The 25148-nt window shown below is 46.0% G+C and carries 17 protein-coding genes and 1 riboswitch; of the genes, 6 read left to right on the top strand and 11 right to left on the bottom strand.

The window, feature by feature from the left end:
* Nucleotides 1-126: 126 nt before the first annotated feature.
* The 3 genes from ACXACS_RS01135 to ACXACS_RS01125 form a co-directional block, all read right to left on the bottom strand.
* A complete protein-coding gene (locus ACXACS_RS01135; RefSeq protein WP_474803031.1) occupies nt 127-1671 on the bottom strand; it encodes a DNA cytosine methyltransferase in 1545 nt (514 codons plus the stop codon).
* Nucleotides 1672-1788: 117 nt separating this feature from the next.
* The gene (locus tag ACXACS_RS01130) at nt 1789-4365 is read right to left on the bottom strand and encodes a DEAD/DEAH box helicase (RefSeq protein WP_474803028.1); all 2577 of its coding nucleotides are present in this window, start codon (nt 4363-4365) and stop codon (nt 1789-1791) included.
* 37 nt (nt 4366-4402) lie between these two features.
* Complete coding sequence (locus ACXACS_RS01125) at nt 4403-5017, bottom strand: class I SAM-dependent methyltransferase (protein WP_474803025.1); 615 nt, start codon at nt 5015-5017, stop codon at nt 4403-4405.
* A 184-nt stretch (nt 5018-5201) separates the two neighbouring features.
* On the opposite strand from ACXACS_RS01125, the gene ACXACS_RS01120 reads away from it, so the two are divergent.
* Both ACXACS_RS01120 and ACXACS_RS01115 read left to right on the top strand, forming a co-directional pair.
* Entirely contained in the window at nt 5202-7295 is a 2094-nt protein-coding gene (locus ACXACS_RS01120) for a TonB-dependent siderophore receptor (protein WP_474803022.1), read from the top strand.
* A gap of 500 nt (nt 7296-7795) precedes the next feature.
* A complete protein-coding gene (locus ACXACS_RS01115; protein ID WP_474803018.1) occupies nt 7796-10522 on the top strand; it encodes a TonB-dependent receptor plug domain-containing protein in 2727 nt (908 codons plus the stop codon).
* Between the two features lie 124 nt (nt 10523-10646).
* On the opposite strand, the gene ACXACS_RS01110 is transcribed toward ACXACS_RS01115, so the two are convergent.
* A complete protein-coding gene (locus ACXACS_RS01110; protein ID WP_474803015.1) occupies nt 10647-11867 on the bottom strand; it encodes an acyl-CoA dehydrogenase family protein in 1221 nt (406 codons plus the stop codon).
* 235 nt (nt 11868-12102) lie between these two features.
* On the opposite strand from ACXACS_RS01110, the gene ACXACS_RS01105 reads away from it, so the two are divergent.
* From ACXACS_RS01105 to ACXACS_RS01090, 4 genes are all read left to right on the top strand, one after another.
* Nucleotides 12103-13026, top strand: a complete 924-nt coding sequence (locus tag ACXACS_RS01105; RefSeq protein ID WP_474809182.1) for a LysR family transcriptional regulator — start codon at nt 12103-12105, stop codon at nt 13024-13026.
* Nucleotides 13027-13217: 191 nt separating this feature from the next.
* The gene (locus ACXACS_RS01100; RefSeq protein ID WP_474803012.1) at nt 13218-13979 is read left to right on the top strand and encodes an MBL fold metallo-hydrolase; all 762 of its coding nucleotides are present in this window, start codon (nt 13218-13220) and stop codon (nt 13977-13979) included.
* Nucleotides 13980-14179: 200 nt separating this feature from the next.
* The gene (locus ACXACS_RS01095) at nt 14180-15571 is read left to right on the top strand and encodes a YcjX family protein (protein WP_474803009.1); all 1392 of its coding nucleotides are present in this window, start codon (nt 14180-14182) and stop codon (nt 15569-15571) included.
* A complete protein-coding gene (locus tag ACXACS_RS01090) occupies nt 15568-16653 on the top strand; it encodes a DUF697 domain-containing protein (protein ID WP_474803006.1) in 1086 nt (361 codons plus the stop codon). The genes ACXACS_RS01095 and ACXACS_RS01090 overlap by 4 nt, the downstream gene beginning before the upstream one ends.
* 98 nt (nt 16654-16751) lie before the next feature.
* Here the strand turns inward: ACXACS_RS01090 and ACXACS_RS01085 are convergent, their stop codons facing one another.
* From ACXACS_RS01085 to thiC, 7 genes are all read right to left on the bottom strand, one after another.
* Complete coding sequence (locus ACXACS_RS01085; protein WP_474803004.1) at nt 16752-17978, bottom strand: threonine/serine exporter family protein; 1227 nt, start codon at nt 17976-17978, stop codon at nt 16752-16754.
* Between the two features lie 211 nt (nt 17979-18189).
* The gene (gene thiH, locus ACXACS_RS01080) at nt 18190-19323 is read right to left on the bottom strand and encodes a 2-iminoacetate synthase ThiH (protein ID WP_474803002.1); all 1134 of its coding nucleotides are present in this window, start codon (nt 19321-19323) and stop codon (nt 18190-18192) included.
* The gene (locus ACXACS_RS01075; protein WP_474803000.1) at nt 19320-20090 is read right to left on the bottom strand and encodes a thiazole synthase; all 771 of its coding nucleotides are present in this window, start codon (nt 20088-20090) and stop codon (nt 19320-19322) included. Before ACXACS_RS01075 ends, thiH begins: the two co-directional genes overlap by 4 nt.
* Before the next feature lies 1 nt (nt 20091).
* Nucleotides 20092-20301 carry a sulfur carrier protein ThiS gene (gene thiS / locus ACXACS_RS01070; RefSeq protein ID WP_474802998.1) on the bottom strand — a complete coding sequence of 70 codons (210 nt, stop codon included), beginning with the start codon at nt 20299-20301 and terminating at the stop codon, nt 20092-20094.
* Complete coding sequence (locus ACXACS_RS01065) at nt 20288-21040, bottom strand: HesA/MoeB/ThiF family protein (protein WP_474809180.1); 753 nt, start codon at nt 21038-21040, stop codon at nt 20288-20290. The genes thiS and ACXACS_RS01065 overlap by 14 nt, the downstream gene beginning before the upstream one ends.
* 127 nt (nt 21041-21167) lie before the next feature.
* Nucleotides 21168-22790 carry a thiamine phosphate synthase gene (gene thiE, locus ACXACS_RS01060; RefSeq protein ID WP_474802996.1) on the bottom strand — a complete coding sequence of 541 codons (1623 nt, stop codon included), beginning with the start codon at nt 22788-22790 and terminating at the stop codon, nt 21168-21170.
* Nucleotides 22787-24697, bottom strand: coding sequence for a phosphomethylpyrimidine synthase ThiC (gene thiC, locus ACXACS_RS01055; protein ID WP_474802994.1), 1911 nt, complete (start codon nt 24695-24697; stop codon nt 22787-22789). The genes thiE and thiC overlap by 4 nt, the downstream gene beginning before the upstream one ends.
* Nucleotides 24698-24971: 274 nt before the next feature.
* Nucleotides 24972-25083, bottom strand: a riboswitch (TPP riboswitch).
* Nucleotides 25084-25148: the final 65 nt, after the last annotated feature.

Raw genomic sequence — 25148 nt, 5'->3', positions numbered from 1 at the left:
TTTAAAGCTGCCGATGTTTGTCACCAAAGGTAAGTGAAAGGCAGACTTCACAAGTTATGCATAGCTAAGTTGAGATTTTATTTTCTACTTATTGAGTAAGCTATAGCGAATCATACTTTGCATAGCTTAATTCAGTAGTTCCATTATAACTTTACCGATCTGTTTTGCTAAAAACGGTGGTACGGCGTTTCCAACCTGAACATACTGATTAGTTCTTTCACCTTCAAAATAATAGTTATCGGGAAAAGTTTGCAAACGAGCGGCTTCTCTTACAGTAAGGCTCCGGCACTGTTTAGGGTCGTAGTGTACAAAGTGATGACCATCTTTAGCGATATGGCTGGTAATTGTTTTTGAGTACGAATTTGCCGGTTGGACTCTAAAGCGATCCGCGTGATCACCTGACTCCCAATTTTTATGGTTAGGTGCTAGCTCTTTTGGAAAGTCTCTCGACTTTGGCGATATACCTTCATTTAATTTCGCATGTACAGCACAAAAGGCATAACGTAACAAATCTGACTCCATATGACCCCGAGTATCATGATTTAATACGTATTTTAGATTTTCATCCAATAACCAATCCTTTAAGGGCGATGTGAGTTTGGTTTCTTCGATATTTGCATGTTGAGATTCGACTCTATTCAGCTTCTTAATAGGCTCAATGTCTAGATCATCAATAGTTTTCTTTGAGTAAATACCAGTCTTCTGGAGTAATCTTTTTAAGTATTTTGCGTTCTTTGAGATTACTCTAGTCCAAACCTGCCCCTCGTTCTCGGTTTTCTTAGAAAATCCACTTCTAAGCGGCGGTAAATCGCTTAGAACACTCTCTACACTTATCGTATTGTCTGCTTTTTTTAGTGTTGACGGTATAGCTTTTATATCTTCTCTAACACCTATTAAAATTACTCTATGACGAGCCTGCGGAATACCATATTCTTCTGATTTTATGAGAAAATCTCTCGAATCTTTATATTGAGGATTGTCGGGATTCTCCGCATTTACAACAAGTGAGTATATTTTGTATTTGGGACCATTCTTTACCTTAGTTACTCTACTTGGATTTCTTAAATCCTTTAACATTTGCGGAAACATGACTTTGCCGTTTAATTTTGCAGACAGAATTCCGCGAACGTTTTCCATTATAAATACGTTTGGGTTGGCTATGGACAGCACTTTCAAATACTGAAGATAAAGGAAGTTACGGGAATCTTTTTCAGCTTTATAGTTTTTGATACCGGCGTTGCGGGATCTTCCGGCCAAAGAGTAAGCTTGGCATGGGGGGCCCCCGATTACCACCGTCGGCCCGGTATGCTTTTTCGTTAACTCTCGGATACGTTCATGAATTAAGTTGTTATCAGCGCCTAGCTCTCTTGGCCCCTCTAGAGTTTCAATGTTCGCTTCTCTCGCTTGTTCAGGGTAGCGTTGAAAAAGAACTTCTCTAGAAAGATTGCCCCTAACATATTCATAGTAATCATCGAGTCCGCCGGGCAAACCTTTTACTTTTCTGAAAAATGCTCTTGTTGTTAGAGTTTTATGTGCATGCGGATCTTTCTCAACAGACAACCCGATTTGAAATGGACTACTTCCATTTTTGTGCCGACAAGAAGATATTCCTTCACCTAACCCACCCGGACCGGCAAACAAATCGATTACTAGAACTTCGCCTGTTTTCACAATAGCCACTATATTAAAAAAATGCTGAGCAATAATACCAGGCTAAAAGTTTTGAGCAATATTAATATTATTCTGCTTCTAAACGACTTAGTCTCACCAAGTTATCAATTGAAAAAACTATTCACTAAAGAGTTCCTTTTTGAACGCGCCACCTTCAACATTTTTATCGAAGTAACTTTTCCCATCCTCAAGCATTTGCCTCCTAATTAACTCTATGTCGCTGCTCTCAAGCTTCTCCCACAAAACAGCATCAAAGGCTAGTTTGTCTAAATCCTTGGCGTGGTACATAAAGCTTTTGCGCTCGAACTTTTCGAATGGATTCTGCAGAATACTTTTAGTTAGCTGTTTTTTGTCATTTAGAAACTCTTCTTTATTCAAAGGGCTGTTTGGTTTTTCTGCTTTACCGTATTTTGTCAGTAAGTCTTTATAAAATGACTGGTAATCATCTCTTAGCAATGTAAGTGATACTTCGCCAGTTTTATCTGCGTGCTTAAGCATCAAAAGTAAAAAGATGATTTTGAATGAAAACGTGTAATCTCGTTGCTCTAAAAACTCGAGAAAATCATCCCTTCTTGTGGCTTCGCTACGAAGCTTCAGGTTTTTCGCTTCGCGTATTTCGTGAACTCTACTTTGCTTATAATAGTTAAGCATTTTATTGCCAAACGGCAACTGCTTGTCTGGAACTATACTTTGATTTTTCACCCAGTTCTTAACCGTCCCCGTGGAAACAAATAGCTCTCTTGCTAGTTGTTCATCATTTACATAATCGCCGAATTCATCCTCAAAATTAAATAGCTTAATGGGTCTCAGTATTCTTACGGATTCATGAAGGTGGTCAAGGACAATCTCTTCACCTACAGGTACTGCGTTTGGGTTGAACACATCAGCGAAAGGCTTGTAATCAGTTAAATTGAATATACTGTGTAAGCTCCATGGTTGAAGCACTGGTCCATAACTATCAACCACGTCAACTACATAAAGCGCTTCTTTGCCCGGGTGGTTTCTTGTGCCTCTTCCCAACTGTTGCATGTAAAGCACTTTGGACATGGTTGGCCTTGCCATTACGACAATCGAAGTGTTGGGGGCGTCCCAACCCTCATTTAACAAATCACATGCACATAAAAACCGTAGCTTCCCATCCTTATATTTTTGAAGGCCTTCGCGGCTGTTTGCCGATACTGCTTCTGCACTAATCATGTGTTTATTGAGTAGCTCTGCAAGCCTATTCGCGTGCTTTACATCTACGCAAAATATTACGCCTTGAAGTGAAGATAGAGATTGGCGGGTAGTGGTGTCTTCTTGGCTAAAGTATTTAGAAATAACGTCAACAATCAGCTGATCTCGTGAAGGGATAATGACGTTCTTGTTGAGGTCGCTTTTTACGAATTCTTTCCCATTGAATCGTACTTGTGAAAAATCAATATTACTCTCTAATCGAAAAGCGCGTATAGGGGGTAAGAGGTTTTGTTTTATCGCCTCTTCTAGGGTCATGTTTATCCGATATCTACCAAATATTTCAGCTAAATCTTTCTGGTCTAGCCGTTTATCGGTTGCTGTACAGCCGAGTAAGGTTTTGGGCTTGAAGTGCTCTAAAACTCTTTTAAGACCTTGTGCAGGTGCATGGTGTGCCTCGTCCACCACAATATAGTCGAAGTGGTCTGACGAAAGAGAAGAGAAACGTCTTTGTACTGCTTGTGTTGTTTGTACGATTACATCTGCTTCGGTATCGGTTATATCCGAAGATACTATTAGGGAAGGGTTGCGCTCTAGAAACCGTGATTTTGTTTGGTCGCGAAGGTCTTTGAAAGGTACTATGACCAATGCACGTTTAGCTAGTCCCAACTTCCGCTGCCTGTGGTGGTCTGCAATAAATACTTCCGTCTTGCCTGTACCAGTAGGCAGTATCAGCAAGAAAGTATCCTTTCCTGCTTCCCTATTATTTTGTATGTCAGATAGTGCGTCTTCTTGGTGTTTGAAAGGTGAAAAGCTGATATGACGAAACTGACTTGCTGAGGGTTTTTCGCAGAACGTTTCGGTCGTCCCAAAATATAGACGAATTTGATCGGCAAACTTTTTTTCGTCTGCCATTCCCGCATTTGACCAACGATACACTTTTATACCGTCTTTCATTAACGAGTTTTGTTTAAGCAACTGAGAAAGATACCGTTTTCTATTGATAACGAGCGGGTGATGAAAAGCTTCGCCGTTTAACTCAATTGCAATATCACCGCCTTGTGTTTTTAGTACGTAGTCTACATAACGACTTTTACCAAGCAGGTCGATGTACTGATATTCACGTGTAAGGGCATAGAGATACTTAGAACCATAAACCTGTTCAAAGAGGCTTTCGAAGTTATACTCAGGCTTCGTAGGATCTATTTCGTTTGTGTGTCTGTCAGTTCCATACTGTTTGAAATCGTATTCTTCTTTTGGTTCACCTAAAACGGTATCAAAGAGCCATTTATTGTCCGGTTCTTGATCATCAATGAATCTATAAAGCTTGGTGAATTTATGCATAAGCATATTTTGCCAACCCGTATATTCATGATATCGATATTGAGGTTTGTCACTGCCATAAAACTGCGTATCTAGAATAACGCCAGTCTGTTGCTCGGCGTCACTATATAAGTAAGAAGTATATTGTGAGTCAATGAGTCGAAATCCTTTTCGCTCTAGCAATTTTGATAAACTCATCCATTTAAATCCGTTGTTGCGACATTTTTCCCTGACATTATATCTTCACCACTTCAACCGTAACCCACTTCACATCATCTCGCTTCAAACCATCCTGACTCGGAACTGGGTTTAAGTTGCGTGCAGTAAGTCCATTGCTTTGTGCTAAAGCCGCCACTTCCTCATAGCTTACAGGGTGCATGGGCCGTGCTTCATCGTTTGGGCCGAACCGAAGGCTTATGTAAATGGTTCCGTTTTCCGAAAGCAATTCTGCTAACCGTTTTAACGCAGGTGGCCTTTCCGCTTGGGGCAAGTGCATCCATACCGCTGAAAGCAGTATTAGGTCGTATGTTTTTGGCTGTTGGGGTAGGGCGGTAAGGGCGGGTAAGCTGGCGTTACACCATATAACACTGTTATGTGAATTAGCTTGTGCTAGATTTCTTAGCTCATCGGCAGGCTCTACAGCTATTACTTTCCACCCTTGTTCAGCTAGCCAGTTGGCATCGCGGCCACTGCCTGCGCCTACATCTAGCGCGGTGCCTGCTTTGGTATCCTGTAGAAACGCTTTCCAATCGCTGTGCACACTTTCGGCGTCTACCGAGTTATACAAATCGTAATAGTGCTGCGCTTTTTCGCTGTAATGCGTAATGGTGTTTTTTGTACTGCTGGTCAAAACGTCGATGCCTCCCTGATCTAAAGTACAGATTATCGCATTACCCTCAGCGCAGCCAGCGTTACAGCATTTCTCCAATCATCACTTCATAAATAAAAACAATTATCATTTAAATTAAGTTTAAGCTGTTTTATACTCCCGCTCGAAAAAAACCAACCCTTCAAAACCAATAACAGAGAAAACCATGAAATTAAGCAGTTTATTTGCCCTAACGCCTATCGCGTTTGCATTGTCGGTAAATGCGCAAACTACGCAAAACGATACGGTAGAAGTTAAAGAAGCAGACGTAGAAAAAATTCGTATTGTTGGCGTTCGTCAAAACCGCGTTAGCCGCGGTGCAACGGGCTTAACCATGGAAATTAGCGAAACGCCCCAGTCTATTAGTATTCTTTCTGAAGACTTAATGCAGTCGTTTGGTGCGTTTAATATTAATGATGCGCTAAAGCTTGCGCCGGGTATTAACGTAGAAGAGTGGGAAACTAACCGTACCAACTACACAGCCCGTGGTTTTGAAATTAAAAACACCCAAATTGACGGTGTAGGCCTGCCGAACGACTGGGGTATTGTTACCGGTTCTGTAGAAGCGTACGGCTATGAAGAAATTGAAGTTATTCGTGGTGCCAACGGCCTGCTAACCGGTGTGGGTAATGCGTCGGGTACCATTAACTATGTGCGCAAGCGCCCAACTAATGAAGAGGGTGGTGAAATTGGTGCAAGCATTGGCTCGTACAACTTTAAGCGCGTACAGGGCGACTATTCAATGCTGCTTACTGAAGACGGCAGCTGGGCGGCCCGCGTGGTAGCAAGCGTTGAAGATAAAGAGTCGCACCTAGATGGCCTAGAGAACGATCGCAGCTTTGTGTACGGTGTTATCGACGGGCAGTTAACCGACAACGCTACCGTAACCTTTGGGTTGTCTTATCAAGATGCGAATACCGACGGCAACACCTGGGGCGGGCTAGTATTTAACTATACCGATGGTACCCAAGCCGAGTGGGACATTAACGATACCACGGCCCAAGAGTGGTCGAAATGGGATACCGAAACCACCAATGCGTTTGTAGAGCTAGATTACGTGTTCGATAACGATTGGCAGCTTCTGCTTAGCTATAACTACCGCGACTTTGAAGATCAAAGCAAACTGTTTTACGCCTACGGCGCTATTGATAAAGACACGGGCTTAGGCCTTGTTGGCTGGCCGGGTCGTTACGACTCAGAGCGCGATTCTCACCTTGTAGAAGGCCGTGTATTTGGTGATTTTTCGCTATTTGGCCGCAATCATGAAGTTAACTTTGGGGTAAGCCACGCTACTAGCGACGATGTGTCTTTTGTTCACGCCTTTGACTATGCCACTACACCTGCTTACGGCCCAACACCAGCGTTCCCTTATGCGCTAGATGCCATTGCCGAGCCAGATTGGCTAGCTGCTGCTGAATATTCAAACATTGAGCAAAACCTAACCCGTTACTTCGGTTCAGCCCGTTTCAGCGTTACCGATGCAATGCATGTTATTGCTGGCTTTAATGCTATTGATTTTGAGCGTACAGGGCAAAACGCTGGCGCGGTTATCGATAACTCAGAAAGCGAAGCCAGCCCTTATGTTGGTGCTACTTACGCGGTAACTGAAGGTGTGAACGCGTACGTAAGTTATTCAGACGTTTACCAGCCGCAAGAACAGTACGACATTAACGGCCAGTACCTAGACCCTACCAAAGGTCAAAACTTTGAAGCGGGCGTGAAAGCCCAATGGTTCGACGACCGTTTATTAACAACGTTCGCTTACTTTACTGCAGAGCAAGATAACCTAGCCGCCTACGCTGGCACCAACCCAGAAACGCTACAGTATTACTATGAGGGCGTATCGGTAGAGTCTGATGGTTTTGAAATTGAAGTAGCCGGCCAGGTAACCGATGCACTGCGTGTTAACGCGTCTTATACCGCTATCGACGTAGAAGACGAGCAAGGTAACGATGCTAATCTATGGGCACCGCGCGACGTAGTGACATTCCAACTAGCGTACACAGTACCGCAAGCACCAGAGGTGGAAGTAGGCTTTGGCGGTCGTTGGCAGTCTGAGATAAGCAATGTTGATTACAACGTTGAGCAAGGTGCGTATTTCTTGGGTAATGTGTACGCATCGCAAGCGTTTACTGAAAACCTAACCGTTCGCATGAACATCAACAATATCTTTGATAAGAAATACATCAATAGCCTACATACCGTGGGTTACTACGGCGCAGGCATTAACGCCCAGCTAAGTGCTTCGTATAGCTTTTAATTAAAGCGCTATATTTAAGTGATGGTAGCTAATCTTTTAGGGTTAGCTACTGCTTCGCTTTTAATTAGATACCATGCCCGCCGTGTAAGTGCATACCTAGCAAAACACTGTGGGCATTTTTGTTTCTTAATTTTAATTCCCTCGCATTACCTGCTAGCAAGGCTATGCGCTAGTTTAACGCGCAAAAGTGCGCCCATTATAAACCTAAAGTATCGTTAATCCTTTTTGCCTAGCGCTGCCTACCGTCGAAAGCACCGCTAATTCTATCCTTCTGTAAATTCGTTAAAGCAGTATTATCCTAAAGGCTAATATAAATTGCGCCTTGTGAGTGATAATTATCTCTTTCAGTAAGATTTTTTAGTTATTCTGTTCTAATTATTCAGTGTTTATTAGTTTGGCTGTCACGCACGTTAGCTGCGGCCACTTATAAGTATTGCTCACGCCAATAATAAAAATATAAAAACCATATAAAAAACAACAAGTCTTGAAGGAGAAACACAGTGGATCAAGGTAACTTCCCTAAGGGGAAAAAACTTAATCGAATAACCTCAGCCATTATTGCTAGTTCACTGCCGTTTTTTGCGGCAATGTCAGCGCCTACTTTTGCACAAGAAGCAGAAGAAAAAGCAGAAGATGTTGAAAATATCATTGTAACCGGTACGCGTATGAGCAACCGCTCTGCAGCCGACTCGCCAGTGCCAGTAGACGTAATTACCGGTGATGAATTCCGTCAAAACTCGTCTAGCGACGTGCAAGATATGCTGCGTACTAACGTACCTTCGTTCGATGTAAACACCCAGCCAATCAGTGACGCCGCTACCATTGTGCGCCCGGCTAACATGCGCGGCCTATCACCAGATAACGTGTTGGTGTTGGTAAACGGTAAGCGTCGTCACCGCGGCTCTATTATCTCTTTCCTAGGTGGTGGTATTTCTGACGGTGCGCAGGGTGTGGATATTTCAGCAATCCCTTCGCTTGCGCTAAAACAAGTTGAAGTACTGCGTGACGGTGCATCGTCTCAGTACGGTTCAGACGCTATTGCAGGGGTGCTTAACTTCTTGCTTCGCGATGATGATGAAGGTTTTGAGTTCCGTGCTAACTATGGCTCTACTTATGAAGGCGATGGCGACAACTACACTATTTCTGCTAACGCTGGTTTCTCGCTAGGTGCCGACGGCTTTGTGAACATCACAGGTGAAATTCGTGATGTTGAAGGTACTGTACGCTCAGTTGTACGTGACGACGTACAAGGTATGGTTGATGCTGGCTATTTAGCCCAGTCAGATTTTTCTACCATCAACACTTATACCAATGAAGTGCCACAGTATTGGGGCCAGCCAGACGTAGAAGACGACTATAAAGTTTTTATTAACTCAGCGTACGAGCTAAACGACAAAGCCGAACTTTACCTATTTGGTAACTACGGTAAACGTACGGTTACTGGTGGCTTTTTCTACCGTAACCCGGTAACGGAAGGTAGCCAGCGCGGCGGTGTATACGCAGGCCCATTGGTTGACCCACTAACAGGTTTAGCCGACCCAGACGGCGTACATTCAGTACTTGTTGGTGACCTTGACGGTGTTGGCGTAGGTGGAAGCTGTATCGACGGTATTCCTATTGGCGGTGAAGGCAATGTATTCCCTGACCCAACGTTCCTAGCGCAAGTACAGGCTGACGATAACTGTTTCTCGTTCATCGAAACTATTCCTACAGGTTTTGTACCGCGCTTTGGTGGCGACAACGAAGACATGGCGTTTACTGTAGGCGTACGTGGTGACTTAGAAATTGGTAACGGCTTAGGTTACGACTTCAGCGCGCAGCGTGGCTCTAACCGCACAGATTTCTTCATTAAAAACACCATTAATGCCTCGTTAGGCCCAGATACGCCTCGCGACTTTGTACCTGGTGGCCAAGAGCAAACTGAAACACTAGTTAACCTTAACTTTGTGTACGGTGTTGATGTAGGTTTAGCGTCTGACTTAAACGTTGCGTTTGGTGCAGAATATCGTAAAGAAGAGTTTGATTTGTTTGCGGGTGATGAAGCGTCTTATGCGCTTGGCCCACTAGCAAGCCAAGGCTTCTCATCTAGCTCGAACGGTTTTGGTGGTTTCCCTCGTGATACTAGCTCGTCACAAGACAGTAACGCGGTCTATATTGACTTGGAAGCTGACGTAACAGACCAACTAACCTTGCAAGCAGCGCTGCGTCGTGAAGACTTCAGTGAGTTTGGTGATACTACCGACTTTAAACTGGCCGGTATTTTCCACGTAACGGACGACTTCCGTTTACGCGGTGCATACTCAACCGGTTTCCACGCGCCAACAGCGGGCCAGGCAAGCATTACTAACGTTACCACGCAAAACGTGAATGGTGTGCTAATTGACCAAGGTACACTGCCATTATCATCGGCGGCAGGTCAGCTAGCGGCTGATTTCATTGAAAGTCAAGGCAACGGTCGTCCAGAGCTAGGGCCAGAGGAAGCGGTTAACTTCTCTTTCGGTGCATCAATTGATGTGGCAGATATGAGCTGGACCATCGACTTCTACAACATTGAAATGGAAAACCGTGTTGCACTAGGTGCTAACGTAAACTTCTTGGATGCGCTTAACTTCGCCGGTGGCGGTACCGACTACGCAACCGTATCTGAAGCGCTTACTGAGCTTGATGCGTCGGGTATTATCGACCGCTCAGACTTTATCGGTCTAGATGACCTATCGCAGTTCCGCTTCTTCTCGAATAGCTTCGACACCACTACACGCGGTATCGACATTGTAGGTAACTACAGCTTCGATTTATGGGAAGGTAATTCACGTATCACCCTAGCGGCAAACTACAACGAAACCGAAGTAGACGATGTAGGTACGCTTAACCCAATTGGTGAAGGCCGTGTTGCTGCAATTGAAGACTTACTGCCAAACCTTCGCGGTAATATTTCATGGACACACACCCAAGGCGCACTTCGCACCCTAGTTCGCGCTAACTACTACGGTGGTTGGGACGACACGGGTAACGGTGTAGACGGCATTGATGCGGCTATTTTGATAGACGTAGAAGCCAAGTACTCTTATAGCGAAAACCTTGATCTTGTTATTGGTGTGAACAACCTGTTCGACGAATACCCAGAAGAAAACCCAAGCGCAGGAAGCTTAGGCCAGCTTTACTCAGAAGCTAGTCCGTTTGGTTTCAATGGTGGTATGTGGTACGTGCAGGCACGCTATACTTACTAAGCCTTAAAGCAATAAAAAATGCCGTTTCATTGAAACGGCATTTTTGTTTCTGGCCCTAAATTGGGCGCCTTATAAGTAGGCTTCTATCAAGCTTGCTTTGTTTTCAAACGCCCTTGTAGAAAGCTTATTGATATTTTTTAAGTTCTAACCTAGACACCATACCCTTGTGCACTTCGTCAGGGCCATCTGCCAAGCGAAGGGCTCTTGCACCTGCGGCAAATCGCGCTAATGGGAAGTCGCTACACATGCCTGCGCCACCGTGAATTTGTAGCGCCATATCTACTACACTTTGAAGCATATTAGGCACTACCACTTTAATGGCCGAGATCTCTGTCATAGCGTGTTTCACGCCTAGATTATCAATCTTCCACGCCGCGTGAAGGGTAAGCAAACGCGCTTGCTCTATTGCCATGCGAGCATCAGCAACACGCTCTAGGTTACCACCTAAGCGGATGATAGGCTTACCAAAAGCAACCCGTTCGTGTCCGCGTTTAAGCGCAAGCTCTAACGCTTTTTCTGCCATACCGATAGCGCGCATACAGTGGTGAATACGGCCAGGGCCTAAGCGACCTTGTGCTATAGCAAACCCTTTGCCTAAACCCATGATAATGTTGTCTTTGCTTACGCGTACATTGTCGAAGTGCATTTCGCCATGGCCGTAAGGCGCATCGTAATCGCCATAGGCATCTAGCATTCGCTTAATGGTAATTCCGGGGGTGTCTAGCGGCACTATCACCATGCTGTGGCGGCTGTGCTTGTCGTTGTCGGGGTTCGATAAACCCATGAATATAGTGAATGCCGCGTTAGGGTGCCCTAAGCCTGTCGACCACCACTTCTTGCCGTTAATAACAACGTCGTCACCATCTTCAATAATGGTGGCGGCCATGTTGGTAGCGTCAGACGATGCAACATCTGGTTCAGTCATGCCAAACACCGAGCGGATCTCGCCAGCCAGTAAGGGTGTTAGCCACTGTTCTTTTTGTGCATCGTTGCCGAAATGATAAAGCACTTCCATGTTGCCGGTGTCTGGCGCATTACAGTTGAATATTTCAGGGGCAAACAAATATTTACCCATACGCTCAGCCATTGGCGCATATTCAAGTGTGGTAAGGCCTTGGCCTAGCTCTGCATCAGGCAGAAACAAATTCGCTAAGCCCGCTTCGCGTGCTTTGGCTTTAAGTGCCTCGGTGCCAGGGTGCAGCTTCCAGTTTTTCCAGTCGCCGTGGTTATTCTCTTTATGATGAAAGTCGTAAACTTCATTCTCGATTGGCGCAATATGCTCAGCAATGAAGTTATCCAGCTTTTCTAATAAGGCTTTGGTTTTGTCGTTATGTGAAAAATCCATAGGGTACCTTTATTTTTTAATTGTTCGCTTTAGTTTGTAATGCTTGCAAGCAGCGTATTAAGGCTTTGCATCACATGATTAGCCTACTTGTTAAGTGCGCACTAAATTCATGCTCCTTAGCTATCGATGAATGTGTGCGAAAGTGCTTCGTTAGCTTCATACTAGAGAAACTTGCTCAGTGAATGAAATGAAATATAATCCTTAGATGGTGTGAATTACATTCATGATGATGCAGATGTTAGAAAGCAGGCAATTTGAAAAGCTAGATTTAAACCTACTCAAGGTTTTCGAGGCCCTTTGGCAGCATAGAAACATGACCCGTGTGGCTGAAGCGCTGCATATTACGCCGTCTGCAGTTAGCCATGCTATGCGCCGATTTCGTGATATTTTAGGCGACCCGCTTTTTGTAAAAGAAAAACAAAGCATGCTGCCTACCGCTGCTTGTGAAAGATTAGCGCCAGCCATCTTAAAAGCCTTGGGCGATATTCGAAAGGCGTTAGGGGAGTTTACCGATTTCGACCCGTTGCATAGCCATCAACGTTTTGTTGTTGCCATGCAGGAGTCGTTAGAGTTAGGGGTTCTGCCCATACTGCTTTCAACCTTGGAGAAACAAGCGCCTAATATTGAAATAGTAAGCACTCGCTTACATCGTGACACCATGCTGGCTGATCTAACCAACCGGAATCTGCATTTAGTTATTGATATTGGCCGCGCTGTAGCCGCGCCTATCTCGCACTCGCTATTGCGTCGCGACACCTACAAAGTGCTTATGAATAAGCAAAACCCCTTGGCGCAGAATTTAGATAAGAAAAAGTATGTGGCGGCTCGACATATAACCGTGTCTAATCGTGCTAAAGGCGCGTCGGTAGAGGAAATTGCGCTTCAACAGTTGGGCGTAAGTCGGCCTTCCTTGTGGCGCTGCCAAAACTATCGTGCGGCTGCTGATGTAGTGGCTAATACAGACGCTTTGTTAACCTTGCCAGGCTCCGTAGCTGATGCGGTAACCGATGACAATTTAATAAGTACTAAATTGCCGTATCAACTTCCGGCTTTGGAAACACACCTTTACTGGCATAGCCAGCAAGAAGGCGAGCCAGGGCTAATGTGGCTTAGGGATTTAATGTTACACTTGTTCGCTGAATCTGGTCATACCAGATAAGTTCTGATAGGATTCATTCCAATCATCGCTAATAGCATACAGGTACTAGCACAGTATTTTACGCTTTGTAATGCCAAGCGACTTTCACGGTAAAAAGCGCGACGGTATATAGATAAGTAGAAGTAAGTGCTTAGGCTAATTAGGCAGTACTTTTAGCAAGCGTTGCAGGTTCGGGTGAAAAGGAAGCGGTAATGAAAATTCACACATTAGCAGGCTATATACAGCACATTTATCTTGTTGAAGACGAGAGCGGCTTGCTGTTGCTTGATGGCTGTAGCCGGGCCGATGTAGACAAAGTGTGCAAATATATTACGCAAACCCTAGGGCGCCCGTTGCAAGACCTAAAGCTTATTGTTGTTACCCACATGCACCCCGATCACGCTGGTGGGGCTATTAAATTGCGCAAGCGTACGGGGGCACAAGTAGCATCACACCCCAAAGCGATTAAGTGGTATGCGGGCTTTGCCGGGCGTACCGCTCACGGTATTGATTTGCTGCTAACCTGGTGGGTGGCAAACCGTATTGGCAAGCCTAGAATGCCTATTTGGTATAACCCAATTTTAGCGCCAGATATCACACTTGCCGACAATCAGCGGTTGCCGGGTTTTCCCGATTGGCAGGTAATGTACACGCCGGGTCATACCGATCACGACCTAACCCTTGCGCATATTCCCACGCAGCAGGCTTACATTGCCGATGTTTTAGTGCAGGTGAAAGGTGAGCTAGTACCACCGTATCCGCTATGTCACCCTAATCAATATCGTGAAAGCTTAAAAAAGCTGGCGCAGTCACAAATTGATACATTCTTTTGTGCACATGTAGCGCCAACTAAAAAGTCGGATATTGATTTTGAGCATGTTATCGAGAATGCGCCTCGCAAGCCCAAGAACCACTGGCACTCCAGCAAAAATCGTATAAAGAAAAAGCTCTTCAATCAAACGCGCGAACATTAACTTGCAGGCTAAGGGTTACCTGGCTTTGCCTGCTAAGTGGCGTGTTTAAATGGCACTGCCCTTGCTTTTAAACGTACAAAACCTCATTACTCTTATATCGCGAACTTTATATTAAAGTAAGTGCAGCCCTCTCGGCACGTTATGTTTGTTGAGATAGGCTCAAAGGTATAGGAGCTGCAAAGGCAGAATATAAAACAATAATGCAGAAAAATATCGCTACGCTTTTTGACAAAACTCGGGAATTAGCGTCGCTAACCGGCGACAAACTAAGTAGTGCGTTTAACAAAGAAACGCACCGATTCACCATTACTGGGCTGAGTCGAAGCGGTAAGTCCATGTTATTTACCAGCCTTATCACCATGCTGAAAAGCCGTAGTGAAGAGGGTTATGCGTGTTTGCCTTTGTTGCGATATTTGCCGCCTTCCCATGTGCTTGATATGCGTATAGAGCCCATTGAAGGCTATAAACCTTTTCCGCACTTGCAGAATATTGGTGATCTTGAAAACGGCCAGTGGCCTAAAGCGACTGAAGAAGCGTTTGGTTTTAAGTTAGTGGTACGTTTAAAAGAAACGGCTTCGCTAAAGCGCCATGTTTTGCCCCATAGCGAAGTGGTGTTTGAATTCATTGACTACCCTGGCGAGTGGGTTACTGACATTCCTATGTTAAGTAAAACCTATGCTCACTGGTCAGACTCTGCGTGGGCGCAGCTTAGCAGCGGGCCGCAACAATACTTTGCCAGTCAGTGGAAAGCCTTTGTTAATCAGTTCGACTTTGAACAAGAGCCCACAGAACAGCGCATTCAGCTGTTAGTTAACGCCTACCGAGATTATTTGGTTGAAGCTAAAGCGAACGGTATATCTTTGCTGCAGCCGGGGAGTTTTTTATTAGAGTCGAGCGACTTTGATTGGCAGGCCTTTGGCTTTACGCCTCTGCCTTCTAGCATTACCAGCGATGTGTCGCACCCTTGGTTTAAAATCTTTGATAAGCATTTTTCAAAATTTCAAAACGGGTGGTTAACGCCGTTAAAACAGTCCATTTTCAAAGAAACCGATAAGCAAATTATTTTAGTAGATTTGTTTGAAGGGCTTAACCATAGCAGACAGCATTTGTATCAGCTAAAGGAAACCCTAAGCCATTTGGCCGATACTTTCGTGTACGGGCAAAGCAATTGGTTTTCGCGCAATGTGCTTAAAAAAGAACAAATAGGCAAGGTGGCGTTTGTGGCCACTAAGTCTGACTTGGTGCCGGTAAGTCAGCGCGGTAATTTACTTAATTTGCTTACCCAGATTACCGAAGGGGCACGAGCACGGTTCGACGGTAAACCTATTCAGTTTGAACATTTCTTAGTGTCTAGCATGCAAGTCACAGACGACGGCAGCAATGAAGACGCTATTCGTTATAAAGACAGCGAAGGCCGCTATGTAGAATCTACGTTTGAACCCATACCCAGCACACTAAAAGATATGGAAGAGGGCAGTCATTTCCCAGTACCTAATGTGAGTGTGCCCAGCGATTTTAAAGCGCGTATTTTAGCAGGTAAGGGCGTAGACAGATTGCTTCAGTTTTTACTGGGCAAAGGAGAACAACAATGAGCGATAAACCTTATACATTTGATGAAAGCCCAGAGCCGTCTAGCTCGTCCGATATTAGTAATTCGCCCAGTTCGACCGTTTCTAGAAGTGACGCGCTTTATGGCGCGAATAGCGATCAGCAAGATAATGCAGACACGCATTCTCAAACAGCGTCTCAGGAAGACCAACAAACTAGTGCGGTGAACAAGCCACAGTATAAAACCAAGGTTAAAACGCAAACCTTAGATATTGCGCAACCGGAAACCAAGCTTCCGCAGCAGGTTGGTGAAGATGTGTGGGAAGTTGAAGCTAAGAAAGACGGTTTTTCGTTAGGTGCCGCCACCTTGGGCTTCGGTGTAGTGTCGTTAATTGGCTTTTTTGTATTTGAAGCCTATACCACCCTTGCTGCGAACCTTTCTGAGCACCCCATAGGTACAGGTGTTTTGGGTGCGCTGCTAGTGGGGTTTGTTAGCTGCTTTAGTTTTTTAAGCTTTAAAGAGTGGCGCGGCTATAAGCAAGTAAATACAGCGATGGAAGATGCTGGTGTTATCCGGGAACTACTGGCCAATAAAGGAAGTGAAACATCGCCACAACAAATAGACCGCGTGTTAAGTCAGCACGGCAAACGCTTTTCTAGAGGGTCTTACGCGGCCCATTGTTTCGACCGTTACAAGCAGCAGCTTCAAGACGATATGACGGGGCCAGAACGACTTGGCCTGTACGAAGATACGGTTTTGAAGCCGGTGCAGGAAAAAGCGCATAAGGTATTGAACAAAGAATCGGTAACTGCTGGAAGCTTGGCATTTATAAGCCCCAACAACCTTATCCAAACCTTTGCCGTGGTTTGGATTAGCTTTCGCACTATTCGCCGTATGGCGCGAGTATACGGGTTAAGGCCGAGCACAGCGGGTAACTGGAAGCTGTTAAAAGTACTGGCACAAAACATTGCGGCACAGGGCGTGTTCGACTTGGCTACCGACGAAGTAGCCAATCAAATTGGTGGCAGTTTGTCGGCCAAGTTTATGGAAAACTCGGCTGAAGCCATTGCCGCTGGCGCGCTTAACGCTCGTTTAGGGCGGGCGTTAATCAAGTTGCTTAAATAGCACGTCTCGCTCACTTGTTAGGCTGCGCTTGCAAGTGGGCGCAGCCTAATGGTACCAGTCGCGCTCTAACGCGAAACCCTCAGTTTACTGCATTAATGTTATAGCGCCTTTTTGGTGGGCACGACTACGTTAGCAAAGATAAGCCCAGCCACTAGCGACATAAAGATCAGAAACACTTCTTGGCCCAAATGGTCGGCCTTTACAAAGTCTTGGCCGGTCATGAACGAGTTCAAGCCAATATAGGTTTTAGAACCCGGCACCAGCACAATAAGCCCGTGCATTGCAACAATGGTGGCTGGCTGATCGGCAATGCGGGTGAACGCATTAGCAAAAATGCCTAGGGCAAATGCGCCTACGAATGCACCAAGCCCAGGGCTCATGTAATCGGAGCTCCACGCGGTAGCGCTATAAGCAATAAACGCAGCTGCCAGTGCCCAAGGTATGTGCTTAATACGGGTTCTAAATATGGCAACTAGCGCAATACAAAGTAAAAACACAGCAAGCCAGGTTGCCCAATAGGGCAGGGATTCAGCAGGGGTATACACGTTTTCGCCAAATACACTAAAGCCTACTGATACACCCAAAAACGCACCGAAATACAGTTTAAATAGCTGCATAATAGCGTCCATTGTACGGGCCGTGCCCGACACCATATTGCGAGATGAAAGCTCTGCAAGGCCCATAGTTAGCGCAAGCCCGGGCACAAATACAATGACTGACGAAAGCACAACTAAGGGAATGTTAATTCCTGGGCTCACATACTGGCTAATGGCACAGGTTAAAATGCCGCCTACAAATGCGGTAACAGGCTCTAGCATTAGGTTTACACGCTTCGAGCGCTCTGCCCATAACGTCCACAAATAGGCCACAATTCCCAGCGCAGCAGACCAACCTATTTCGCTCCAGCTTGCACCCATTAGCATAGCGAATGCACCGGTGGCCATGGCAAATGCCGTACCGGTAGATAATTTACCGTAGGGGCTGCCCATCGCATCTATTTCATTTAGGCGCTTATCGGCTTCAGCTAGCGAAAGGTTTCCCGATAGTAGCTCGCTGGCTAATTCGTCGGTTAGCGACAGCGCATTCATGTCCAAATCGCCTGGCTGCAATCGCGCCGAGTGGTTGTATTCGTCTTCGTGACGGTCGCTCCAGATAACAAAAGTAAGCGATGTAGGGGTAGAAATAAATGACGCGTGCACACCTAAATACTGAGCGACTTCACCTAGGTAAGCTTCCAGACGGAACGCAGGGGTACCATACTTGTGCAGCATTTTGCCAAGCTTCACTATAAATCTACGAATTTGAATAAATTCAACGGTATCCAACGCACTGCCCTTAAGTTTTGATAACTCTAATATGAAATAAATAAGACAAAAAAGCCAGACACATAGGTAACGTGCCTGGCTAAAATTTGGGCGGATTCTACGGAGGGTTTTACATGAAAGCAAAACAAATTTTTTATTTGTTTTGCCCTAAAAAAACTAATCTTTTAATGCGTGATAAAGCAGCGTTTAACTGCTGCTTCAACGGAAACATTTATGCTCGTACTTCAAAGGGCATCCAATCCTTCCAAACAGGCTCTAGTCCTTTCCTAGCAATCGCGTTTACCACTTCTGGTACCGAGCGGCTGTCGTCTATATCAAACTGATTTAAAGCCTGTGAGGGTTCGCTATAGCCGCCTGGCTGAGTTTGTGACGCAGCACTCATCGATGTGATGCCAAGCGGCATTACGCCGTCTCTGAATACTGCCGACTCACGAGTAGACAGTGATAATTCAGCTTGGGGGTTAAACAAGCGGTGGGCGCAAATTAACTGCAGCAGGTCACGTTCGTTAGGTAGTTTGTTATTGGTAAGAGCGTTGCCGCCACTGCTATTACCTTCACAGCTTCTAAGGCGCGGAAAAGCAATAGATACACGGCTTTGCCAGTAGTGCTGCTGGATTAATTTGCAGTGAAGGGCGGTCATAGCGCTATCAACCCGCCAGTCTCCTAAACCAAGTAACGCACCTATGCCTATTTTATCTATACCGGCTTGCCCTATGCGGTCGCTGGCTTCTAATCGCCATAAGAAATCCTGCTTTTTACCTCTGGTGTGGTAGCTGGCGTAGTGCTGGGGCGAATAGGTTTCTTGATATACCAAAACAGCATCTAACCCTTGATGTTTTAGGGTTTCGTATTGCTCTTTTTTTAATGGCTGCACCTCCATCATGAGGTAGCTTACCTTGTCGCGAATGGCGCTAAGGGTTTGCTCAAAATAGTCTATGCCCACTTTGGCTTCGTGTTCGCCAGTAACCAGCAAAACCTGAGAAAAGCCCATATCCTTTATAGCTTCGATTTCGGTAAGCACTTCACTTATAGATAGGGTCTTGCGCTTTATTTTGTTACTCATGGTAAAGCCGCAATAGGTACACTCGTTGGCACACAGGTTCGACAAATATAAGGGCACAAAAAGCTGCATGGTATTGCCAAAACGGTGACGGGTGAGTGCCTGCGCGCGACTTGCCATGGCTTCCAAGTAATGTGATCCGGCAGGTGAGATCAGCGCCATAAAGTCATCGAGTGAAAGTGATTCTTTACCCAATGCTCGCTCTACGTCACTTGCGGTTTTGCTGTTTATCGATAAAGCAAAATGCGACAAATCTTGCTGCATTAGCGCTTGCGCTACCTTCATACCGCAGGCTCCAAAAAGGAAGTAAGCGGGCTTGATGCCTGTGCAAAATTGCTGGTGGCCCCCAGTCCTGCTTCAAACGCTTTTCGGCCTGTTTCTACAGCGCTTGCAAAGGCCTCTGCCATGGCTACAGGGTTTTGAGCGGTTGCAATAGCCGTATTTACTAATACTGCGTCTACGCCCATTTCCATGGCCGCCATGGCTTCACTGGGCTTGCCAATACCTGCATCTACAATGACCGGAATAGAGGCTTGTTCAACAATAATTTGCAAAAAAGGCTTAGTTTGTAAGCCTTGATTACTGCCTATAGGAGCGCCTAATGGCATAACAGCGGCGCAGCCTACTTCTTCTAGGCGTTTACACAAAACGGGGTCTGCGCCACAGTAAGGCAGCACGTGAAATCCTTTTTTTACCAAAGCTTCGGCGGCCTGAAGAGTTTCGATTGGGTCGGGCAGCAAGTAGCGTTGGTCGGGGTGAATTTCCAACTTTATCCATGGGCTACCTAGCGCTTCATAAGAAAGTTCTGCGGCAAATATCGCTTCTTGGGCATTTTTAGCCCCCGAGGTGTTGGGTAGCAGTGTAACCCCTAATTCCCGAAGCGCCGTTAGCGTTTCGTCCTGCTTGCTATTAGTCGACACGCGCTTCATTGCCAGGGTAACAATGTTACTTTGTGCAGTGGCCACCGCGTCTTTCATCGTGGCGGCGTTGCTGAACTTTCCTGTACCGGTTAAAAGACGTGATGAAAAGGTGTGGTTTGCAAGCGTTAGCATATTAGCCTCCTGCAACTAGGGTGAAGATATCAACGGTGTCGTTATCTTTAAGATAAGTGGTCGGCCATTCTGTTTTACTTACTATGGCAGCATTCCTAGCAATGGCGGTACCGTCGTCATTCAGTTGTTTCAGGGCAATTAACTCGCTAAGTGAGATGGGCGAAATCACGTTCATAGGTTGATTGTTTACGTTTACTTTAATTTGCGTCATTGCAAACCTCGCAGGTGGAAGAGGGGGGCAACGCAAAGCTTTGTAGCGAACCAAGGCCTGCATTCCCAGTTAGGTAGTGGCCCCACTTAATGTCGGAATGGAAACCTTTTGCTAAAAACAACAAAGCCTGTGTTGCCTGATGGCAAGCGGCCATACCAACAACAGGGCCAAGTACGCCTTTGCTCACGCAGTCTTCCCGTACGGTTATGTTATTGACTAAGCATTCGTAACAACCATAGGCGGCTGAGTTTTGCGGCAAATTAAGTGCTTGCCATGTAAGGCCGCTGGCGGCTGCGATAAAAAGCGGAATAGAGGCGTAGTAGGTCGCAGCATTAATCTGGCGCCTTACCCTAATGTTGTCGGTGCAGTCCAATACACAAGTGGCTGATGAAATTAAAGTTGGTAAGTTATTACTATCAACAAACTTGCTTTTAAACTGTATGTTTAAGTGAGGATTAACTTTTCGAAGCTCGTTATATAGAGATTTGGCTTTAAGTTCGCCTAGGTGCATTTCGTTGTAGCTAACTTGGCGCTGCAAGTTACTGATATCGACAGTGTCTCCATCTATCAAAGTGATATTGCCAACACCAGCGCCAGCTAGATAGCGGGCGGTTAAGCTTCCTAGACCGCCCAGCCCAATAACAACGGCGTGTGCGTTTGCTAAATTAAGCTGGCCGTCGTGGTCGATACAGTCGAGCAAGAGCTGCCTGCTGTAGCGGCGTATGTCTTGATGTTCAATCTGGGCGCTAGCGAAGCCATTGGTGGGAGTAACTGTGCTACTGGCGTTATTGAATGAACTGTTACCGGTATTAAGTGAGCCATAAGCGTTATTGACTGAGACTGTAGCGGTACGATGTGCTGTTTGACTATGCAAAACCTGCCTCCTGAACCAATGCTTGGTAGGCTTCCAGCGGATGCTCCGCATGTGTAATGGCACTGACCACGGCAATACCGTCAACACCGGTTTCAGCCACGTCACTTATACGCGATAAGTTAATACCGCCAATGGCAACCGTGGGTATGCCTTCACACAGCTTCACATATTTTGCCAATCGCTCTATACCCTGGGGCTTAGACGGCATGTCTTTGGTATTGGTTGGAAAGATATGACCAAGGGCAATGTAAGAAGGGTTTAGTGCGCGAACCCGCTGAATCTCAGCGAATCCATGAGTTGAAATGCCCAGTCTTAGTCCTGCATTGCGAATGGCGTTTAAATCTGCAGTGTCGAGATCTTCTTGACCTAGATGTACGCCATAAGCCCCTAGCTCTATGGCTAGCTCCCAGTAGTCGTTAATAAATAACTGACAATTGGTGTGTTCCACTAACTCAATGGCCTCTTTTATCTGTTGGCGAATGTCTTGTTGTGGCCCTTCCTTCACCCTTAGCTGAATGATTTTTACGCCCGTTGGCCAAAGCCTCGCTATCCACTCAACGCTATCTACTACGGGGTATATGCCTAGGTTCGTATGAGTGAGTGTAGGGAAACGGGCTACTTTACCTTGCACACTTTCTGAGGGGAGGTCGCTGTTCGACAAACTCTCTAGGCACAAATCTTTATTGTGAAAAACAGCGCTACCTTGGTGAAAATTTACCTTTGGAAAACTTACGGCGTGGGCGGGAAAACCGTTAGTTCGCGGGAAGTACGTGGGCAAATTAGCCCCATGACTGTACGCCTTAGCGCTATCAGAATGAGGCTCGCAAAGGGTCTTTCGCCTTACTTCACACACATAAGCATTAGCTAGGGTGAGCGCATCTTCAATGCAATAGTCGTTAACAATAAAAGCTGCAATCGCACTTGCTAACATGCAGCCAGTACCCCGAAGTTTACCGTTATTGATTATCGGCTGACTAAAGTTAAGGGTGTGCGAGGCACAAACAAAGGTGTCATATGCCTGAGTCTGCCATTCGGCGTGGCCGCCTTTAACGTAAACACTCTTTGCCCCTTTTCCTATTAGCCGGTTTATTGCTGAAGCTAGGCCTGTATCGTCGTTTACTGGTAAGTAAGACAGCCAAGCAAGCTCGTCGATATTTGGGGTAACCAAATCTACTGTGTTCAGCAACTCGTCAACAACGCTTTCGCTTAAATCGCTTAATATGCCGCCAGATGAAGAAGACTGCACAGGGTCCCATATCACAAACGGGCGAGGCTTTATTAACGACTGAATACGTGCACAAAGTAAAAGCGCTTGCTCATCGTTTGCGATAGCGCCAATTTTAATAGCGCGTGGTGGCGTATCTTCGTAAAGCACTTGCCACTGCTGGTTTAACGCAGATGCACTCATGCTTTCTGTACTAAGCAGATGCTGGTTTGATTGCACAGTAAGTTGTGTGGTGAGCACACAGGCATGAACGCTTAAATCGGCAAGCGTGATGGCGTCGCGGGTTATACCCGCGCCACCGCTTGAATCAACGCCGCCTATACACCATACCACCGGCAGCCTTGCGCTAGGTGGCTCTAGTATGGGTGTGGTTAGGTGGCTGTTTATCATTGCAATTCTACCTTGCTATCTGCAGTGTGATAAAGCTCAGCGCCCGATTGATTAAACGCATCAGCCATGTCTTTCATGCCTTTTTCTTTCTCAAACTCTTGGGCTTCTGCTTGTTTAGCGACGTCACGTACTTCCTGAGAAATTTTCATGCTGCAGAATTTTGGGCCGCACATAGAGCAGAAATGCGCAACTTTGCCAGAAGCCTGCGGCAAGGTTTCATCGTGATAGGCACGGGCAGTGTGAGGGTCAAGTGCTAAGTTAAACTGATCTTCCCATCTAAACTCGAAGCGCGCTTTCGACATAGCATTGTCGCGTATTTGCGCACCGGGATGGCCTTTTGCCAAGTCAGCAGCGTGGGCCGCTATTTTGTAGGTAATAAGCCCTTGCTTTACGTCTTCTTTGTTAGGTAAACCCAAATGCTCTTTAGGCGTTACGTAGCAAAGCATCGCGCAGCCGTACCAACCAATCATGGCGGCACCAATACCTGAGGTGAAGTGATCGTAGCCAGGTGCAATGTCTGTGGTAAGCGGGCCAAGGGTATAAAACGGCGCTTCGTGACAGTGCTTAAGCTGCTCTTCCATGTTCGCTTTAATCATGTGCATTGGCACATGCCCAGGGCCTTCAATCATGACCTGAACATCGTATTCCCATGCAATTTTAGTTAGCTCACCAAGGGTACGTAACTCAGAGAACTGCGCATCGTCGTTGGCATCGGCCACGCTACCTGGCCGCAAACCGTCACCTAGCGATAGCGCGACATCGTATTTCGCGCAAATTTCGCAAATATCGTGAAAGTGTTCGTACAAAAAGCTTTGCTGGTGGTGGCTTAAACACCACTTCGCCATGATTGAACCGCCGCGAGATACAATGCCAGTAACCCGCTTTGCGGTAAGGTGCACGTACTCTAGCAATACGCCAGCGTGAATAGTGAAGTAGTCTACCCCTTGCTCGGCCTGCTCAATTAGGGTGTCTTTAAACATCTCCCAGGTTAAGTCTTCAGCCACACCGTTTACTTTTTCCAGCGCTTGGTAAATAGGTACGGTGCCAAGAGGTACCGGGCTATTTCGCAGCAGCCACTCGCGGGTTTCGTGAATATTTCTGCCGGTAGATAAGTCCATGATGGTATCGGCGCCCCAGCGCGTTGACCACACCAGCTTTTCTACCTCTTCCTCAATAGACGACGTCACAGCCGAATTACCAATATTCGCGTTAATTTTCACCAAGAAGTTGCGGCCGATAATCATTGGCTCTAGTTCGGGGTGATTAATGTTACATGGAATGATGGCGCGGCCTGCGGCTACTTCTTGGCGAACAAATTCAGGCGTGATGGTATTGGGCAAATTCGCGCCAAAATGCTCGCCTTTGTGCTGCTGCGTTAGCTCCGCATCTTTAATAGCTTGGCGGCCCATGTTTTCACGAATGGCAATGTATTCCATTTCAGGGGTAATAATGCCCTGTCTTGCGTAGTGAAGCTGAGTGACGTTTTTTCCTGCTTTTGCTTTTAGTGGTTTGCGGCTGCGGAGAAAGCGGAAATCTTCGGTAAAAATGTCGTTTTCACGCTCTTTTGCAAAGCTTGATGATACGCCTTCTAGCTCGAATGTATCGCTGCGCTCTTCAATCCACTTCTGGCGAAGCGGACTTAAACCTTTATGTACATCTATGTTTTCTTGCGGGTCGCCGTAGGGCCCTGAGGTGTCATACACTGGAATAGGTGGGTTCGGCTCTAAGATAGGGTTTTCTTCGGTGCCACCGACTAGGCTATCGTGCTGGTGGATAAGGCGCATGGCCACGCGGATATCGTTGCGGCTACCACACTCGTAGTGGCGTGTGGAATTGGGGTAAGCTTCGCCCGCTAGTTCATTTATGAATTGCTGAGCTTGTTGGCGTTGTTCGCGTCTGTTCGACATAGCATTTTACCTTGTAAATTTAGGTTCTAAAAATGCTTGTCAGGAGTGAAGGAGAATACAAAGTGTAAGTGTAGAAGGGGATAAGCCCGTTACTTTAGCGAGATTGTTGGTGAAGGTACTGGTGATTACAGCCCTTTACACCGTTGATATTCACTTGATGATAAACTTGAGCAGTTTACCTTGAGTAACTAGCCACACCGTAATGGGTGTGTCTGTATCATCAACAGCAAAACAACTTCGCTTCACAACGCTAAACCTCGGTTTAACATTGTGCACATTGTATTTTCTTGTTCCCTTCGCAGGTATTAGCCTGATCAGGTTCTACGGATCCCACTTTCGCGGTCTCAGCTTACTGGGTTAACAGTGAAGCACTCCGACAAGTTGTTTGTTTCAGCTCGGGCTGTTTTTTATTGAAACAGCCCGAATTGAGAATTCCCTTTTACTATATCTT

Source organism: Alteromonas sp. AWM4_230 (assembly GCF_056158305.1).
Note: the sequence above shows the minus strand (reverse complement) of the source record. Positions and strands in the feature narration are given on the sequence as shown.

Excerpts from the sequence above, each read along its gene's own strand:
- ACXACS_RS01100 (WP_474803012.1), top strand. The coding sequence starts at position 13,218 with ATGAAAATTCACACATTAGCAGGCTATATACAGCACATTTATCTTGTT.
- ACXACS_RS01105 (WP_474809182.1), top strand. The coding sequence starts at position 12,103 with ATGTTAGAAAGCAGGCAATTTGAAAAGCTAGATTTAAACCTACTCAAG.
- ACXACS_RS01120 (WP_474803022.1), top strand. The coding sequence starts at position 5,202 with ATGAAATTAAGCAGTTTATTTGCCCTAACGCCTATCGCGTTTGCATTG.
- thiC (WP_474802994.1), bottom strand. The coding sequence starts at position 24,697 with ATGTCGAACAGACGCGAACAACGCCAACAAGCTCAGCAATTCATAAAT.
- thiS (WP_474802998.1), bottom strand. The coding sequence starts at position 20,301 with ATGACGCAAATTAAAGTAAACGTAAACAATCAACCTATGAACGTGATT.
- thiH (WP_474803002.1), bottom strand. The coding sequence starts at position 19,323 with ATGAAGGTAGCGCAAGCGCTAATGCAGCAAGATTTGTCGCATTTTGCT.
- ACXACS_RS01130 (WP_474803028.1), bottom strand. The coding sequence starts at position 4,365 with ATGAGTTTATCAAAATTGCTAGAGCGAAAAGGATTTCGACTCATTGAC.
- ACXACS_RS01090 (WP_474803006.1), top strand. The coding sequence starts at position 15,568 with ATGAGCGATAAACCTTATACATTTGATGAAAGCCCAGAGCCGTCTAGC.
- ACXACS_RS01110 (WP_474803015.1), bottom strand. The coding sequence starts at position 11,867 with ATGGATTTTTCACATAACGACAAAACCAAAGCCTTATTAGAAAAGCTG.
- ACXACS_RS01075 (WP_474803000.1), bottom strand. The coding sequence starts at position 20,090 with ATGCTAACGCTTGCAAACCACACCTTTTCATCACGTCTTTTAACCGGT.
- ACXACS_RS01095 (WP_474803009.1), top strand. The coding sequence starts at position 14,180 with ATGCAGAAAAATATCGCTACGCTTTTTGACAAAACTCGGGAATTAGCG.
- thiE (WP_474802996.1), bottom strand. The coding sequence starts at position 22,790 with ATGATAAACAGCCACCTAACCACACCCATACTAGAGCCACCTAGCGCA.